Annotated in this window: 20 protein-coding genes; 15 read left to right on the plus strand and 5 right to left on the minus strand. The window is 47.0% G+C overall.

The window, feature by feature from the left end; translation table 11 throughout:
* Complete coding sequence (locus AB1756_03830) at positions 1-180, plus strand: hypothetical protein (GenBank protein MEW5806468.1); 180 nt, start codon at positions 1-3, stop codon at positions 178-180.
* Positions 181-235: 55 nt separating this feature from the next.
* Entirely contained in the window at positions 236-1,345 is a 1,110-nt protein-coding gene (locus tag AB1756_03835; GenBank protein MEW5806469.1) for an Lpg1974 family pore-forming outer membrane protein, read from the plus strand.
* Positions 1,346-1,430: 85 nt separating this feature from the next.
* On the opposite strand, the gene AB1756_03840 is transcribed toward AB1756_03835, so the two are convergent.
* Positions 1,431-2,528 carry a hypothetical protein gene (locus AB1756_03840; GenBank protein MEW5806470.1) on the minus strand — a complete coding sequence of 366 codons (1,098 nt, stop codon included), beginning with the start codon at positions 2,526-2,528 and terminating at the stop codon, positions 1,431-1,433.
* A gap of 117 nt (positions 2,529-2,645) precedes the next feature.
* Here AB1756_03840 and AB1756_03845 point away from each other — a divergent pair, with 117 nt between their 5' ends.
* The 4 genes from AB1756_03845 (at position 2,646) to AB1756_03860 (ending at position 8,350) form a co-directional block, all read left to right on the plus strand.
* Positions 2,646-4,550, plus strand: coding sequence for a long-chain fatty acid--CoA ligase (locus AB1756_03845; protein MEW5806471.1), 1,905 nt, complete (start codon positions 2,646-2,648; stop codon positions 4,548-4,550).
* Positions 4,551-4,554: 4 nt separating this feature from the next.
* Positions 4,555-5,532 (plus strand): VWA domain-containing protein, encoded by a 978-nt coding sequence (locus AB1756_03850; GenBank protein ID MEW5806472.1) that lies wholly within the window; start codon positions 4,555-4,557, stop codon positions 5,530-5,532.
* Positions 5,533-5,797: 265 nt separating this feature from the next.
* Positions 5,798-6,445: an OmpA family protein gene (locus tag AB1756_03855; GenBank protein ID MEW5806473.1), complete on the plus strand. Its 648-nt coding sequence runs from the start codon at positions 5,798-5,800 to the stop codon at positions 6,443-6,445.
* Between the two features lie 66 nt (positions 6,446-6,511).
* On the plus strand, positions 6,512-8,350 hold the full coding sequence (locus AB1756_03860) for a bifunctional homocysteine S-methyltransferase/methylenetetrahydrofolate reductase (protein ID MEW5806474.1): 1,839 nt from the start codon (positions 6,512-6,514) through the stop codon (positions 8,348-8,350).
* Positions 8,351-8,373: 23 nt separating this feature from the next.
* Here the strand turns inward: AB1756_03860 and AB1756_03865 are convergent, their stop codons facing one another.
* The 3 genes from AB1756_03865 to AB1756_03875 are packed head-to-tail and all read right to left on the minus strand — an operon-like array spanning position 8,374 to position 10,998.
* On the minus strand, positions 8,374-9,483 hold the full coding sequence (locus AB1756_03865; protein ID MEW5806475.1) for a DNA recombination protein RmuC: 1,110 nt from the start codon (positions 9,481-9,483) through the stop codon (positions 8,374-8,376).
* Between the two features lie 40 nt (positions 9,484-9,523).
* A complete protein-coding gene (locus AB1756_03870; GenBank protein MEW5806476.1) occupies positions 9,524-10,153 on the minus strand; it encodes a response regulator in 630 nt (209 codons plus the stop codon).
* Positions 10,150-10,998 carry a LysM peptidoglycan-binding domain-containing M23 family metallopeptidase gene (locus tag AB1756_03875; protein ID MEW5806477.1) on the minus strand — a complete coding sequence of 283 codons (849 nt, stop codon included), beginning with the start codon at positions 10,996-10,998 and terminating at the stop codon, positions 10,150-10,152. The genes AB1756_03870 and AB1756_03875 overlap by 4 nt, the downstream gene beginning before the upstream one ends.
* Before the next feature lie 56 nt (positions 10,999-11,054).
* Between AB1756_03875 and AB1756_03880 the strand changes: the two genes are divergently transcribed.
* The 9 genes from AB1756_03880 (at position 11,055) to AB1756_03920 (ending at position 16,486) form a co-directional block, all read left to right on the plus strand.
* Positions 11,055-11,660 carry a nucleotidyltransferase family protein gene (locus AB1756_03880; protein MEW5806478.1) on the plus strand — a complete coding sequence of 202 codons (606 nt, stop codon included), beginning with the start codon at positions 11,055-11,057 and terminating at the stop codon, positions 11,658-11,660.
* Between the two features lie 165 nt (positions 11,661-11,825).
* Positions 11,826-12,464, plus strand: a complete 639-nt coding sequence (locus AB1756_03885) for a hypothetical protein (protein MEW5806479.1) — start codon at positions 11,826-11,828, stop codon at positions 12,462-12,464.
* Positions 12,465-12,480: 16 nt separating this feature from the next.
* Positions 12,481-13,413, plus strand: a complete 933-nt coding sequence (locus tag AB1756_03890; protein MEW5806480.1) for a P-loop NTPase — start codon at positions 12,481-12,483, stop codon at positions 13,411-13,413.
* Between the two features lie 52 nt (positions 13,414-13,465).
* Positions 13,466-14,245, plus strand: a complete 780-nt coding sequence (locus AB1756_03895; GenBank protein ID MEW5806481.1) for a ParA family protein — start codon at positions 13,466-13,468, stop codon at positions 14,243-14,245.
* A gap of 2 nt (positions 14,246-14,247) precedes the next feature.
* A complete protein-coding gene (locus AB1756_03900) occupies positions 14,248-14,694 on the plus strand; it encodes a hypothetical protein (GenBank protein MEW5806482.1) in 447 nt (148 codons plus the stop codon).
* A complete protein-coding gene (locus AB1756_03905; protein MEW5806483.1) occupies positions 14,694-15,056 on the plus strand; it encodes a hypothetical protein in 363 nt (120 codons plus the stop codon). The genes AB1756_03900 and AB1756_03905 overlap by 1 nt, the downstream gene beginning before the upstream one ends.
* 98 nt (positions 15,057-15,154) lie before the next feature.
* Complete coding sequence (locus AB1756_03910; GenBank protein MEW5806484.1) at positions 15,155-15,358, plus strand: hypothetical protein; 204 nt, start codon at positions 15,155-15,157, stop codon at positions 15,356-15,358.
* A gap of 111 nt (positions 15,359-15,469) precedes the next feature.
* On the plus strand, positions 15,470-15,682 hold the full coding sequence (locus AB1756_03915) for a hypothetical protein (protein MEW5806485.1): 213 nt from the start codon (positions 15,470-15,472) through the stop codon (positions 15,680-15,682).
* A 66-nt stretch (positions 15,683-15,748) separates the two neighbouring features.
* Positions 15,749-16,486 carry a hypothetical protein gene (locus tag AB1756_03920; protein ID MEW5806486.1) on the plus strand — a complete coding sequence of 246 codons (738 nt, stop codon included), beginning with the start codon at positions 15,749-15,751 and terminating at the stop codon, positions 16,484-16,486.
* Here AB1756_03920 and AB1756_03925 read toward each other — a convergent pair.
* Positions 16,479-16,954, minus strand: a 476-nt coding sequence (locus AB1756_03925; GenBank protein MEW5806487.1) for a glutamate dehydrogenase, incomplete at its 5' end; no start/stop codon positions are given. The genes AB1756_03920 and AB1756_03925 overlap by 8 nt on opposite strands.

Below are 16,954 nucleotides of genomic sequence, written 5' to 3' on the forward strand. Positions count from 1 at the left end.
ATGAAGGAATGTTTCGGGAAAATCATCAAGGATTCGAAGAAGATGGAGGAATGCCGGTGGTGTGAATTTCTCGAAGAATGCAAGGCAATCAACTGGCAGATATCGACTTCCGAAGATGAACAGCCGAATGCCGAAGATGCTTCCGATGGCATCCAGGATCATTCCTCCATAAGCGGGTAGCCGGCAGCGATTTTTTAACTGAATCCGGAATTTTTTCATGGAAGGAGAGGTGGCTATGAGGAAAAAGATGATTGCCAAATGGTTGGTGCTTGCTCTTCTCTGCTTAGCTTTTCTGTCCTCGGCAACGGCACAGTACGGATACAGGGAAGACAAAGGTGGGTTTTCGTTCAGGGTCGAAGGATGGTGGGTTACTCCCACCGGAATGGGCTTCGATGTCGCCACGTTGAATGAGGACTGGGTCATTGATGCCAATGCCCGCGGCGGCGGGGATGTCCTGGATGTCACATTTGAAAGCAAATTTTCCGAAAGGGCGACCATGGGCTGGGATTTCGGCGAGGACCTCGGCAGCCTGATGGTCTCCTACTGGAATTACGATGAAGGGTCCTCTCTCTCCAGGTCGGGCGATCCTCGCAGTTACATAATCGGCGAGCTTCTTGTGCATCCCTATTACTCCGGTCAGGGCTTCTACGATCCAGATTTTTTCTATGACACGGGAAGAGCCGATGCCGTCGACAGCATGGCCAGCATCGAGACGACCCTCATCGATCTTGATTTTTCCAGGAACTTCTCCTTCGATCAGAAATTTAGCGGAAGCTGGAGAATCGGTTTGAGAAGTTTCAAATATGAGCATTCTTTCGAGACGGATTATCTGGGCGACCCGATGGTAGCCGATGCAAAGGTGCTTCTCGATGTCGTTTCGGAGACTATTTCATCCGATGGGGTAGGCCCCAGGGTCGGGATCTCCGGAGGCTACTCTTTCTCGAATTATTTTTCCATGTATGGCGGCCTTGATGTCTCTTTCATCCCGGGAAAGATTGATTCCACCTACATCTCCCACAATGATCTGGAGGCCTGGGATCCGGAAGCCGGCGATGAGTGGGGCCCCTTCCTTTTCAGATTGTCGAGAGAAGACAGGGATGAGAACTTCCTCATCTATGACTTCGATGCTGGTTTCAAGCTGGCAATCGCACAGAAGCTGAATCTCTTCATAGGCTACAGATTCACGAAGATGGAGAACGTCATCTACCGGATGAGATTCGCTCCTGATAAGGATTGGTATTCGGGTGCTGGAGTCGATCTCTATGCTAACTGGGATGCTGCAACGAACAACCAGCCGGACCTGAACTTCGCAGGGCTATACTTCGGCATCGGTTATAAATTCTAAGTTGACGCTCATCACGGGAAGCCGATGCTGCAGGTAAGCTATGATGAGCATCGGCTTTTGATCTCTTGTCTCGATTCCCCTTGCCTCAGAACTGGTAAGACAATCCGATGTAAGGAACTCCATAGGAAATATCATCTAACACATAAGAGACGAAAAGACCATATGGAGCATTTTCTTTCGGAGTGGGAAGTACTATCAGATTCGGGTTGAGAAAAACATCGCGGAAGTGAGCCAGTTTATAACCCACAAAGAGATATAGCTCCTGGACGATTCTGACCTTTGCGTTGAGGTCGACCATGTCGAACCAGTAGGTCTTGTCACGCTTTTCCGAAAATGGAAAATCCTCGTAAGTCCGTATGATGTTGTAGGACTCATCGTAAGAATCTCTAATCCGTGTGATGTAATGGGTTGGAAGATCGTTCTCGCCAACGGTCATGGATACATCAAGAGCCGCGGAGAGAACCAGTCTCTTACGAAAGAGGTGGTATAGAAGCTTAATTCCACCCTTGATCCCGACGGATGAACTTTCCTGGTTGAGCAGGAGAGGCGTCGGGCTGAAGATGGGAATGTAGGAGTCGGGGCTATCAGGGCTGATATATGGAAAATAATATCCTATGGGAACCGTTTGTTCATGCTTCATCCATCTCAATCCAGTATTCCACGATCCACTGATTTTCCTCGTTTTACCAAAATCTTTAGAAAAGGCGGCATCGACAACCCTCGTCTCCATTCCAAGATCATCATCTATCATCTTGATGAGATAATTGGCGACTCCATCGGAATAATCATAATCCCAGTTTGGATCATACCATTCATCGGGGACCAGTTGATCGCTGATAATGAGTGAGTGATTGATGACGGTGTCGCTGTTATTCTCCTTAAAATCGTAGTACGAGGCAATGATCTTTCCTTTATCTCTCGGAAACTTCCATCCCAGCGTGACCATCTGCAGTGAAATCTCTTCGATTTCTGTATCGCTCGTGGATGCTCCCACCCCTTTAAAGGATATATTAGTATCGTAGGTATCAGTGACCTCATAAGGCCAAACACCGGCGTTCTCACCCTGACCGAAGCTAAATTCCAGATAGGCAGGGAATGGTTTCTTTTCTTGGGCAAAGGAGGCGGTGGAAAAGAAGAGAGCCAGCCACGAAAAAGCGACCAAACAAATTTTTATACTGTTCAATATAATCTCCTTTAATGCCTATGGTTCTTATGCCCGTTAAAAAGATATATCTATATAAGTTAATCTGCGAAAATTGTCAAGGGAAAAAGCTCTTGAAGAAGCTCTCCAGCGCAATAGATGCTGCAAGAATGCAGATGCGGCATCGTCAAAGTCCTCTTTCTTGATTTTTTAAAAAAGTTTATTATATGCACGAAACGAAGATTCGGAAAGGGGGCAAGTCCTCTGAAGACACTCGCAGAGATACCCTTGAAACTCCAAAGGGATTTCGGTCAGAAAATCGTTCTCATAAGCAAGAGGGGTGAAGCCTGGAAAGGGATATCCTCTCAGGAGTTCTGTCAGAAGGTGGAAGATCTTGCACTGAAGCTTCTTTCCCTTGGAGTTCAACAGAGAGACAGGATCGCAATTCTCGCGGAGAATTGCCCGGAATGGGTAATCACCGATCATGCCATTATGAGCTGTGGTGCGATCACGGTCCCGCTGCATGCGGTCCTACCGGCGGACCAGGTGCACTTCATTCTGGAAAACAGCGAAGCAACGGGACTCTTCCTGGCCGGTTCCAGAGACGTGAAGAAGATGAAATCGATCCTTGAATCGCTCCCCCGGCTTCGATGGATCATACTTTTCGAAGATGCCGATCCTTCGGCAGGATATCAGTCTATCGAAAAAGCATATCAGGAAGGGAGCTCTCTTGGTAGCAGCCTGTATATTGAATTGGAGAAGAGGAGGTCTGCCATCGATCCGGACGAGATAGCCAGCATTATCTATACCTCAGGAACAACGGGCGTTCCAAAGGGAGTGATGCTGAGCCACCGGAATTTCCTTTCCAACGTTGAGGATATCATTGGGCTGGTGAACTTTGGTTCCGAAGATGTGGGGCTTTCCCTTTTGCCGCTGAGCCACGTTATGGAGAGGATGGCAAGCTATGTCTATCTTTCCAGAGGAGCTACTATCGCTTTTGCCACCTCCTACGAGACTCTCCAGAGTGACTTCAAGGAAGTAAGGCCTACCGTCGCCGTTGTCGTCCCCCGCATCTTAGAAGTTATGCAGGGGAAAATCCTCTCGAGGATTCACGCTTCCTTCTTCCTGAAGAGAGTCCTCTTTGGATGGGGCCTGAAGATCGGGACGTCGAGAGGGAGGTTCCTTCTTGAGAAAATGAGGCCACCGTTTTATCTTTCAATGCCGTACGCAATCTTCAGTGGGCTGGCATTCAGAAAATTGCACAGGTCTCTCGGGGGGAGGTTTCGATTCTTCATATCGGGAGGTGCCCCCCTTTCACCAGAGCTGGGTATGTTTTTCTTCGCTCTGGGAGTGCCTATCTATGAGGGATACGGGCTGACTGAAACCTCTCCGGTTATTTCCATCAATGCTCCAGAAGCACTGAGGTTTGGAACTGTCGGCCGAATCCTGAAAAGAATCAAAGTAAGGATATCAGAAGATGGGGAAATTCTGGTCAGGGGCCCCAATGTCATGAAGGGTTACTACGGGAATGAGAAGGCCACAGACGAAGCATTTCAGGAAGGCTGGTTCAAAACAGGAGACACGGGATATATTGAGGATGGCTTCCTCACCATCGGGGAGAGGAAAAAAGACATCATCGTGACATCCTCCGGAAAGAACATTGCCCCTCAGCGTATCGAGGGCTTTCTGAAAAATTCGCCTCTGATCAACAATGTGGTTGTCTTTGGCGATTCCAGGAGTTATATTTCTGCCCTGATCGTTCCAGATTTCAAGAGGCTCGGAAACGAAGCGTCCCGGTTGGGAATCAGCTTGGAGAGATCGGGTCGGGTCATCAATGATGAAAAGCTCATCGACCTCTTTAGAAAAGAGATATTCAACGTGACCAGATCACTGGCGAGCTACGAGAAGATCAGAAAGTTTATCCTTCTGGGAGAAGAGTTTACAATAGACAGGGGTGAGCTGACTCCTACTCTGAAGGTGAGGAGGAACGTCATTTACGATCGATACAAGGATATAATTGAATCCATGTATGAGAGAAGATCAACGCTTGATGGAGAAGAATAGCGAAATGAAAAGAAAAGAAAAACTTCTGCTTGGAATTTTGCTTGTTGCGGCCTTGATGGCTGCTTTCTTTCTGATTGGTGCTTCCGAGCCAACACAGGATAAAAGGAAAGCAAACACAGAGACTATCCAAACGGGATATGTGGAAAAGGCTGATGTTAGGCTCGTCACTCTCCGGGCCATTGTGAAGGATAAGAAGGGCAGGATCGTGACAAACCTCAAAAAGGAGGAGTTCAAGCTCTTTGAAGATTACATGCCGCAGAAGATCACCCATTTCATCGTGGATACCGATGAGCCGATCAGCGTCGCCTTCCTCCTCGATGTCAGCGGAAGCATGAGACTCCTGGACAGGATCGAAGAGGCCAAAGAAGCCATCAGGTACTTTGTTAACACTTTGAGGAAGGACGATCGATTCGCTCTTTATATCTTTGCCGATGGTCAATCCGAGCTTGTCCTTGATTTCACCGAAGACAAGGAGAAATTTCTGTCTGTCCTGCAACCGATCTATGCGTACGGACAGACGGCACTGCACGACGCCGTTGCGGTGACGCCCGAACTGGTCGACCACAATAGCAAGGGAAGAAAGGCCATCATCCTTATATCCGACGGTGAGGACAACTTCAGCCGGCTTACTATAGATCAGGCCATCGTGATGGCAAAGGCAGTGGACATTCCAATCTATACTATAGCCTTTGCCGATCTTCCCGAAAAGGTCGTGGGCAAAAAGGAACCTGTTCCGGTGAAGGTGGATATCCTCTCCAGATTTTCTCAAGAGACAGGCGGGCTGCTCTTCCGGGTTGAGGACCCGGACGAACTCAAGGAAGCATGCGCGCAGATCGAGTACGAGCTCAGGCATCAGTATATCATCGCTTATTCTCCTAGGAGGGTCTTCTGGGAAGGAGAGTATCGAAAGCTGAAGCTTGAGGCGACCAGGGAGGGTCTCACCATCAGAACAAGAAAAGGCTATCTCGCCAAGGCTAAATAGAGAGGTCTTGGTTGCGTCACACGAAATAACTCCACGCCAATTGATTCGAAAACTGATGAGCCACACCATAGAATGAGGAGTTTTTCTCAATTTTCGTTCCTCAATTATTGAAACTCAGGAAATTTTTCGTATAAAAATATTTGATTATTTAATGATTATGTATGATAATAATGCGAAATCTATTGCTTGTGGGATTGTTCATCAAGAGAAGGTGGTTGAAAGTCTTGCAAAGTTTTTAACCATTAACATATAGGAGGAGCTGGAAATGAAGCTAAAGATTACCAGAATTTACCTGATTGCCGTTCTGGCAATGATCCTTGCTCTCCTGAATGGATGCGTCACCAAGAAACTCTTCACGACGACAATCAAAGATCAGGATGATAAGATTCAGACCGTCCAGAATGGTGTGGAGGCCAATGAGAGGAGAATCAAGGAACTGAGAGAAGAGACCAAAGGAGAGATCACGAGGCTTGACGGCAAAACAGATGGTGCCATGGCGAAGGGGCAGGAAGCATTAACCAAAGCTGAACTGGCCGAGAAGCTGGCAAAAGGAAAACTGCTCTGGGAAGTAACGTTGAGCAACGACGCCGTGAAGTTTGGCTTCGACCAGGCCACACTTTCAGACCAGGCGAAGAACATCCTCGATGATCTTGCTGGAAAGGTTAAAGCGCAGAACAAAGCTCTATACCTGGAAATCCAGGGTCATACGGACAGCATCGGCACTGAAGACTACAATATGAAGCTTGGAGAAAAGAGATCGGATGCCGTTAGAAAGTACCTGAACGAGGTGCATGGAATCCCGCTGCATGCCATTGGCATCGTGAGCTATGGGGAAAGCAAGCCCATCGCTGACAATAATACAAAAGAAGGCAGAAATCAGAACAGAAGGGTCGTCATAAGGGTTCTGGAATAGTCCTATTTTCACGTCCTAATAAAAACCTCTTCTCGTCCAGGGAAGGGGTTTTTTGTTTATGGAGGCATGATGAGACCGAACTTCAGAGATTTTCTGGAAGAGAATGTCATCGTCTTCGACGGGGCGATGGGAACGCAGCTCTATGCTAAGGGGATCTACATCAACAAATGTTTCGATGAGCTTAATGTGTCCGCTCCGGATCTGGTGAGGGAAGTCCACCGGGAATATATCAAGGTGGGGGTGGATGTCATCGAGACGAATACCTTTGGCGCTAACAGGGTCAAGCTTGGCAAGCATGGATTGGAGAAGTACGTAACGCGGATTAACTACGAAGGAGTGCAGATCGCCCGGAAGGAAGGGGGAGAAGAAATATTCGTAGCCGGCTCTATAGGACCTCTTGGGATCAGGATAGAACCATGGGGTCCCACCTCGTTTGACGAAGCCAGAGAGTTCTTCAGGGAGCAGGCAGAAGGACTTCTTCAGGGAGGGGTCGATCTATTCGTCATAGAGACGTTTTACGATCTCGAAGAGTTGCACCAGGCGATTCTAGCGGTGAAGGATCTCTGTGACCTACCCATCATCGCACAGATGACTCTGGAAGACGACGGGAACAGCCTCGAAGGAGTCCCTCCGGAAGAGTTCACTATGGTAATCGATGGCTGGGGAGTCGATGCCGTGGGTGTGAACTGCAGTGTCGGTCCCCAGGTCATGCTTCAGGCTATCGAGAAGATGTGCAAGGTAACCGCGACCAAGCTTTCTGCTCAACCCAATGCGGGAAAACCTAGGAACGTCGAGGGGAGAAACATCTACCTCTGCTCCCCGGAATACATGGCAGAGTATGCGAAGAGATTCATCCTCAACGGAGTGAAGGTTGTGGGTGGATGCTGCGGGACGACACCTCAGCACATCGCCGCCATCAGGAGAGCAGTGAAAGCGGTACAGCCGACGAGGAGGAAGACAGTAGCCATACCTGCCGCGATAGAGAAGAAAATGGATGTCGAGGTGATAGCTAAAGAAAAGAAGTCAGAACTTGCAAGGAAGATAACAGAAAAAATATTTGTCAAAGCCGTTGAGATAGTCCCTCCACGTGGCTGTGATACCAGGAAGGCTGTTGAGGGCGCAGTTTACCTGAAGGAGTCCGGCGTTGATGCGATCAATATCCCGGACGGACCGCGGGCAAGCGCCAGGATGAGTCCCTTGTCTGTTGCCTATATCATCGAGGGAGAGGTTGGGATTGAAACGATCCTGCATTACTGCTGCCGGGACAGGAATCTCCTCGGAATGCAGTCAGACCTGCTCGGGGCTTACTCTATGGGAATCAGGAATCTCCTCATCATCACCGGGGATCCTCCCAAGCTGGGAACCTATCCTGACGCGACTGCGGTTTTCGATGTGGACTCCATCGGCCTGACCAACATGGTCTACAGGCTCAACCATGGCCTGGACCTTGGTGGAAATCCAATTGGAAAGCCCACAGGCTTTCATATTGGTGTTGGCGTCAACCCGGGTGCCATTGATCTGAAAAAGGAGATAAGCCGCTTGGAATGGAAGGTGGGTGCGGGTGCGGAGTTTGCCATCACACAGCCCGTCTTCGATGTTGAGATGCTTAAATCGTTCCTCCACATGATTTCCCATGTTCGCATCCCGATACTTGCCGGAATATGGCCTCTGACAAGTTTGAGGAATGCGGAGTTCATGAACAATGAGGTGCCCGGCACTCAGGTCCCTCACGAGATCATGGAGCGGATGAGGAAAGCAGGTTCTTCAGAGGCGGCAAGACGCGAGGGGATCGCAATCGCCCAGGAATGCCTCCTTGCCATTCGCAACATTGTAGAAGGAGTCCAGGTGAGCACTCCAGCCGAGCGCTACGAGACGGCAGTCGAAGTGCTTTCCGCACTAAAATAAAGTAGCCGAGGCAGGTTGCCTGTCTATTGGTCGGGATCTAGCCGCTTCTGGTCGGAGTCACTGAGCTCAAGGAGGGACGAGATGGCGTAGTCGAGCTTGTCAAATTTCTTCTGAGCTTCGTCGAAGCTCTTCTGGGAATTGCTAATATGCTTTCCGAGGACTCTGAAATCTTCCAACGATTTGTTCAGCTGAGTTCTCAATCCTGATATCTTTGTGAGGATCTCTTTGGCCTTTACCTCGATCTCCATCCCCCTTAATCCGAGGAGGATAACCTGTAGGTAAGCATAGAACGAGTTTGGCGAGACGGGAATGACTCTTCTCGAGATGGAATATTCGAACACTCCTTTCTCGCTCCCAGGCTCAGCGCTTCGGATGATGGTCTCGTAATAAACGTTCTCGGCAGGGATGTACATCAGGGCGAAATCGTACGTCCCCTCATCGGGAAGGATGTATTTGGAAGAGATGTTTTCAATATGTTTCCTGATATCCTTGAGGAAATCTTTCCTGTATCGCTCCTGCTGGCTGGATTCCGTTTCGGAGGCCATCCTTCTGAAATTTTCCAGAGGAAATTTAGCATCAATGGGTACAATCTTCTCTCCGGCCTTGATGACTGCATCCACCTTTTCTCCGCTCCTGAAGGTATGCTGGAGCTCGTAATAGGAGGAAGGCATGATCTGGGCAAGAAGGTCTTCGAGAAAGAGCTCTCCCATCCCTCCCCTCAACTTCGGGGCACTCAGAATCTCCTGAAGGCTGGCAATGTCCTTTCCAACATCGAAGACCCTTTTGACCGCTTCGTCCACAGCTCCCAGCTGCTTGTGGACATCCATCATAGCCCTGGTGGTTTCCTCCAACTTGTGGTCCATAGTCTTTGTGGTCGCATCGAGTTTCTGGTCCATAGCCGTTCTAGTGCTGGAGATCTGTTCCATGAGTGCTTTGTTGATGTCGCGGAAGGATCGGGAGGCTTCAGCCAAGCTGTCGAAAAGCTGCCTTCTCAGACCATCCATCTGACCCTGCATGGAGAGAAGAAGCTCTGCCGTCCCGCCTTCCCTTCCCGTCTTTCGACCCTGCCAGATAAGCAGAAAGATGAGGAAAACGATGATTGTCGAAAGAAGGAAGATGATGACAAGAGTCATGTCCATCTGTAATTTTTAATGAATGATGCTTTCAATTATATTACTTGAGTTTCTCGCTAAAGAACGATTCGATCTTGAGGAAAATGGAGTCTTCCACATTCATGGCTTTATAGACCACGTCGTCCGCACCGAGCTTTTTAAGATCATTCCAGGTCTTCCCGTACATCTCCATCTCATCTTTCGATGTATATATGATAACAGGACATTTTTTTGGAGCCTGCTTCAGGAGGTCTCTTCCATCTTCATCTTTAAGAATGAGATCGAGAAGGACGATATCCACCTTCTCTTTGCCGAGGATTTCCAGAGCCTCGTTGACAGTGGTCGCGCAACAAACTCTGTATCTTTTTTCCAGGATCTCCCGAGTGAAGTTAATGAAAAACTCCTGATCTTCCACGAGGAGGATCGTCCTTTTATCCTCTTCTTTTTCTTTTGCAGAAGGTCGAAGAGGAGTTATTTTGAAAGAGAAACCGCATTTCGGGCACTGCACAGTCATGAGGGTCGAATCCGATTCCGATGTCCCTTTTTTCAGATCTTCCTGGATAAGGTGCTTCTTTATGGAGATGATGAACCCGCAGGTGCGACAGGTGATCCTGCCGCCCTTCTCGGGGATCCTCTCCGGATCGAGGTTGTATTTCTCGTCGCATCTCGGGCATATAATGGTTGCTTTCATGGATCACCCCCGACATTCTGTTCAAGATAATCATAAGGGTCAATGCAATCATTCTCCACTCTTATTTCAAAGTGGAGGTGAGGGCCGGTGGCATTTCCGCTCGTCCCTACCTGTGCGATGGTCTCCCCCCGTGAGACCTCATCCCCTTCCTTGACCAGATTGATGGAGTTGTGGGCGTAAACAGTGGAAGTTCCATCCTGGTGATTGATGATGATCATCCTGCCATATCGCTGCTCATGTCCGCTGAAGACGACTATACCATCCCTTGATGCAACAACAGCCGTTCCATAAGGAGCCATGATGTCAATCCCGGAGTGGTAATGACCGTTGCGCCTGGCGCCGAAGCTTGAACCGATCTTCCCTGAAACAGGCCAGGTGAATTTCTCCCCGCTGTAGGAGATGGTCCCCATTTTTCCCGGGATGAGGATCTCAAGCTGTTTCTCCGCGCCAGGGATGAAGATGACCTGCCCTGCCTGGATCTTTGCAGGATCCTTGATGCCGTTGATCTCTGCCAGTTCTTGCACATTAATGCCGTATGTTTTTGCGATCCTGTAAAGGTTTTCGGCTTTTCTGACTATGTGGAAGATACCCCGATTTTTATCGCCCTGCTTTTCTTCGGCTCGTTCCTGCCTTTCTGGTTCATCCGATCTCGTCGCTTCCTCGGGACTTGCGCTTTGCTGCTGTAAGGCTTTGCTCTTTCTCTTCATCTCGTGTGTAGCGCAGGAAGAAGAAAAAAGGAGAGAAGAGATCAAAAAGAGCGTTACACTGTGTTTTCCTGAGAGCATCTTCATGAGCATCATACTCAAGATTCCGATGAACCAGACCAGAAAGATCGGTGAAAACATAAGTATAACATCAAATCAGTCTCAGATGCGGGCTTTTCCAGTATAATGATATGCAAATGTTAGGGAAAGAGATATGGAGTATCATACTGGCAGCGGGTAAATCCGAAAGGATGGGAAGCTGTAAACCCCTGCTCACCATTGCAGGGACGACGTTTATCGAACATCTCTTCACCGCTTTTAAAGATTCTGACATCGGAGAGAACCTGAGAATTATCATCGGATTCCAGGCGGAGAAGATCCTATCCAGCACGTCCATCCCGGAGAGATTTTTTATCTTGAACGAGAACTATGAAGGAGGCCAGTTGTCATCTCTAAAAGTGGGAATAGAAGCACTTAAATATTTGGAGCCAGATGGGATTCTTGTGCATCCCGTGGATCATCCTCTCCTTAAGGTAATAACCATCAATGCTCTGCTTCAGGCTTTCAATGAAAAAGAGAAACTGATCGTTGCGCCACGGTACAGGGGAGAGAGGGGAAGGCCTGTAATTTTTTCCTGGAAGCTCATTCCCGAAATTTTATTGCTTTCTTCTGATTCCAAGCCGAGAGATATCATTTCTAGGCATCAGGAAGAAATGTTCCTTCTTGACGTTGATGATGAGGGGATTCTTCTTGGAATCAACACACCCGAGGATTATCAAAAGGTGTTAAAAAATGCTCAATGAAGTCCTGGAATTTCTTCTCAAATATCTCTTCTCCTGCTTTAAATTTTTAAATGAATCTTGGTCATACATAACTTAATATTTGTGATAAATAAAATATTGCAAAATTGTATCTTTCTGAGATAAGATTCAAAAATGTAAATCTATAATTTTAGATTGGGGGGCTGAATGAAAAGCAATCTTCCCCTGATCGAAGCTTTTGAGGTAACTTCCCGCTCTGAACTCATCCATTACATTGCAAGAGATCTTCCCCTTTTTGAAAAGGTGAAAATTATACCTCAGGGCTTCGAGGTTTTTCAGGGCGTGAAACCTGATATTCTTGCTCTTGATGAAAGCGGGAGAATTGCGTCGATTAAAGCCTGCATGGAAGAAGAAGATCCGCATCTTATAGATCTCTGCAGGGAAGTTAGCTTATTGAATCAGAATTCCGAGTTGATACGAAGCGCCCTGTCGATTCCTTCCATGAACACAGTTTTTCCTGCTAGAGGGATTCTTATAGCACAGACATTCTCTAAAAGGGTGATGGAGGCATGGAAAACGCTCGTTAAAGGGGGAATTTATTTTTATCTTTATAAACCCATCGCATTTGATGGGTATAAGTTTCTCTGGATTGGAAAATTTCCTCTCTCTGATTTCCATGAGGGTGAACATGTTACTCCTCACGGTATGGAACCATCCTTTCTTTCAAGACTTTCGATAGCGAAATTGACGGATGAAGAAGTTGAGGAATTGAAAGGTCTTGGGAAGGAAAGGAGTAAAGAGCAATCATCAAAATTAATAAATTCTTCGGTGAGCAAAGTCATCTAAAGGGTTCAGGTAGTTGATGAACAAATCCAGGCTGGGTCGGAGTTTCTCCGATCTTATAGAGATTCAAGGTCTTCTCGGCGATAGAAGAAGATTAAATCCCCTTCCTGCGTATGAGAAATCCCCTCAGATTGCAAAAAAAATCGGGATAACGAGTGGAAAAGGAGGAACTGGTAAATCCATTCTTGCCTGCAACCTATCGGTTTATCTATCCACCATGGGAAAGAAAGTAACTATCCTGGATGCTGATTTCGGACTCGCTAATGATCACCTTCTTTTCGGACTCTATCCTGATTTAAATATCAGCCATCTTCTTTCAGGATGTGTTAAGGCTGAGGATATCAAAGTGAGATGCAGTGAAGGAGTCTGGCTCATCCCTGGAACTTCCGGAATAGAGTGGATGGCCGATTTAAGCGATATCAGCATTTACAAAGTTGCACAATCATTGGAAGGTATGGAAAGAATTTCAGATTTTATGCTCATCGATACTTCTGCTGGAATATCGAGACATACGCTTCTCCTGCTTCTTAGTTGTGATGAGATCATTGTTGTTACCAACGCAAATGCAACAGCGATAACGGATGCTTACGCCATCTCCAAGATTATCTTTCAATTAAAGCCAACCGCAAGAATCTGGATTGCTGTGAACAGAGTTAAAGATGATCGGGAGTCAGCGGCAGTCTTCCAGAAGATGAACGATGTTTGCCAGAAATTTCTCAAGAAACAGTTCCTTTATCTGGGATGCCTCCAGGAAAATGAGCTGGTGAATCATTCTGTCAATTTAAAGATTCCTTTCTTCATCAAACACCCTTTTTCTACGGCATCTGGGGAGGTCGCACGAATGGGACAGACTATTTCAGCAAATGGAGGCTCAAGCAATGTAGGATTTGCTTCAGAGTTCATACATGTGAGAATCAGGAAGATCATACAAGGGGAGAATATGAGGACATGAGGAGAGAAACAAGAGCAAAACCCTTCTGGCAAGAATCAGGGGAGATGGAAAAGTGAGAACAATTTCCATCATGAATCATAAAGGGGGATGCGGCAAAACTACGACGGCCATTAATCTATCCGCTTGCCTTGACTATCTTGGGAAGAGGGTGCTTATCATTGATTTTGATCCGCAATGTCATGCCACAATTGGGCTATCCTCTGCTTTTGAGAAGCCTTCAAAACTTTTATCCACATCTCTTCTCAATGGGAGCCATTTTAAGAACTGCATCGGAAGGTTGAGCGAAAGGTTTCACATTATTCCATCTGACTATTCGCTTTCTGAAACCGAGGGATTTCTCTCACGAAGCATTCTTTCGAAAAACAAGCTGAAGGAAGGACTTGCTTCCCTATCATCCGACTATGACTTTGCCATCATCGATTGTCCGCCATCCAGGGGAATTCTTGTAGAAAACGCACTCCAGGCTGCTGAAGAGATCATCATCGCGATGGACTGCAGCTTCTTCACGCTTCACGGTGTCGCTCAACTGATGGCTCTCATAGAGAACAAGCGACGAGAAGGTTCGGCCAACCCAAGGGTAAGAGCTCTCGCCACCATGTATGATCGAAGAAACAGATTCTCGATGGAGGTTCTCAGAGAGATGAGAAACTTCTTCGGCAATGGCCTTTTCAATACAGTCATTCATTGCAATATAAAATTGAGGGAAGCGGCAAGCTATGGACTCTCTATTGCCAGTTACAGCAAAAATGCAAGAGGGTTCAAAGATTATCTATCACTGGCTAATGAAGTCTTAGAAGAAAGTGGCTTTTGGCCAACACTGGAAAGGGGGTAACGATGGATAACTTAACTTTGCTATGTCAACTCTATGGGAAGGGACTGGAAACAGTGCAAAAGCTTAAGGAAGCGGGAGTTGATGGTATAGAAAAGATTCTTGAAAACAGCGCGGAAAAATTATCCGGTATTACCGGGTTATCCCTTGCTCAATCAAGAAATTTATGGGATGCTGCCGTGGAAATGGCTGAGGGTAAGAGTGGAAAATTCGAGGAGAGATTGCCCAGGTTAAAAGGGAAGGCTCTGAAAAAGAAATTGGAGAAGATGAAACGACCTACGCAACTGAGTGAGGAAGGAGATTTTGAATTCGGTTCTTCTCGGCAAGAAGCTAAGGTGATGGTGGAATCTGGTGTTTCCAAAGGTGAAGCAGAAGAAATATCCCTCTCTTCCAAAAAGCCTGAAAAAGCGAGTGATGCCTATTGGCGTGAAAGCTTCTGGAGGTTTGGCTGATGGTTGATGAGCTGATTATCAAGAGAGTCATTGAGAAATTTATTGAATCGAAGAACTTTTCATCAAAGATGGAACGCCAGGTATCCAACGGCCTTCTCTCTCTTCTCCAGGAGAGTCCTGCTCTTAAACAGAAACTATACGATGCCAGGATCGCGGATACAAAAACAAAGAGGGATCTCGTCTCCGAAATTCTGGAAGAGGTCAGAAATCCTATTCTGTCCTCCATATTTCAGGGTGTGGAGTCAGGAAGCTTCTATGCTGAGCTTCCGGCAGAAGCTCATGGAGATTTGAGTTCCAAGAAGGAGACAAAGGGGGAAAGACATAGATACAGGAAAGTAATTCGCTGCACTTTCGAGAAGTGATCTCTTGTAATGTTTCGATTGAGTCTTTTTCTGAAGTGGTTTTTCTCAAGGGGTAGGATTTTGGGCTGGTAACGTCTGAGAGAAAGGAGGTGATGAGAATGCCAAGATTCTACTTAGAGGACATTAAGCATCTGGAAAAATCTCCATCATCCCCGGCAAATTTGAGATGCAGAGTCAGCGAGCTGCTCATAAATTCTGTCCGGGCCAATGCCAAAGTTGAAGTGGTGAACCGGGAAACTGGAGAATACAGAGTCGTTCTCCAGGGGACGCTCGATAAAGAGCAGTCTAAGTGGTGGTGGTGATGACTCGCTGAATAGACTTCATCGGGAAGGTCTTGGAAGCTGGAAAGAGGAAATAAATTCCAGCAGGCTGTGCATAAAGCTGCTGAGATCTAAAAGAAAGGTGGTGATCATATGGCCAGATTCAAGATACAGGATATTCACACACTGGAGATTACTCCAACCTCCCCATCCACGCTCAGAAGTAAATTAAGCGAGATGATCGTCAGCTCCACCAATGCAAGATGCCGGGTGGAAGCGATCAATCCGGACACGGGTGAATACAGGATCGTCCTCCAGGGCACCCTCGACAAAGAGGAAACTCGCTTTGATGAACCACAGTATTAGGCCTTCATGAAGAAGGCTTAATTCCCATGCTCCAGGACCTTCCGGCTTTTTCCGTGGAAAAGCTCGTTGGAAAACAAAATAATACGACCTATCTTCCTCAAACATAACTACTATCCCGAGATCATCCATCTCAATCCCCAATTCAACCCGAAGATTAAACTTCTGAGAGCCACAATTCTCATCGATTGGAAGGAGGATCAAAAAAGAAAAAAAATTGAGAGGCTCATTACAAAAATGGCAGAGATCTCGTCTACTATTCACATGCATCGGTGCAGCGATGATGGAGTGTATCTCCCCTTTGCGAAACAAGGAAAGAAAAAAAAGAAAAAATCTTTTGATGGTGATGTGGCGCTTGCTCATCTAATTGAGCATCTCACCATCGATTTTCTCTGTTTCGTGACGGAGCTAAGGAAGTGCAGTGGAGTGACCTGTGCATTCCGAAGACCCCGTAATAAATTTGATCTCTTCATTGAAAGCATAGAGGTGCTTCCCTGTATTTTTTCATTCTCTCTGGCTGTCAGTGCAGTCGATGCGCTCCTTCAAAATGGATGTCCAGCAGAATATTTCAAAAATATTCTAAAAGCTTCTCGATATTGCTATATGCGAAGATATGATCTTATCGAACCGTTAGACATGGCAGCCTTTTTTAACTGGGGAATCATTAAAACAGAAGAAATTCTTGAGATAATCTCGATGGCAGGATTCGTTGAGAAAGAGGAATATTCCTTTAATTTCAGTGGCGTTTCTAAATACCGCCTCTCACGGCAACACGGCTATGTTTACAGGCCTATTCCAGCTATTTAGGATAGATCCCCCTCATCTTTATCGCATTGGCGACCTTCTCGATGGCGATCATGTAGGCGGCCATCCTCATATTCACCTTCTCTTTATGGGATAGTTCGCACACGCCTCTGTAAGCGGCAAGAATTTTCTTCTCGAGCTCCGTGTTAACCCTGTTTTCCGACCAGAAATAACAGTTCAGGTTCTGGACCAATTCGAAGTAAGAGACTATGACGCCACCGGCGTTTGCAAGGATGTCAGGGATGATGACGACTCCCCTCTTGTTCAGTTTCTTCTCGGCATCGGGAGTGGTTGGACCGTTGGCTCCTTCCACGATGTATTGAGCCTTGATCCGGTCGGCATTCTCCTCGGTGATCTGGTTCTCGAGAGCCGCGGGAACAAGCATGTCAACGGGAAGATCGAGGAGTCTTTTTGGAGTTATCTCTTTTCCCTTGCATACCTTGCATCCCACGAGAGATCTTCCATGGGATT

Source organism: Acidobacteriota bacterium (assembly GCA_040752675.1).
Classification (GTDB): Bacteria; Acidobacteriota; Polarisedimenticolia; order JBFMGF01; family JBFMGF01; genus JBFMGF01.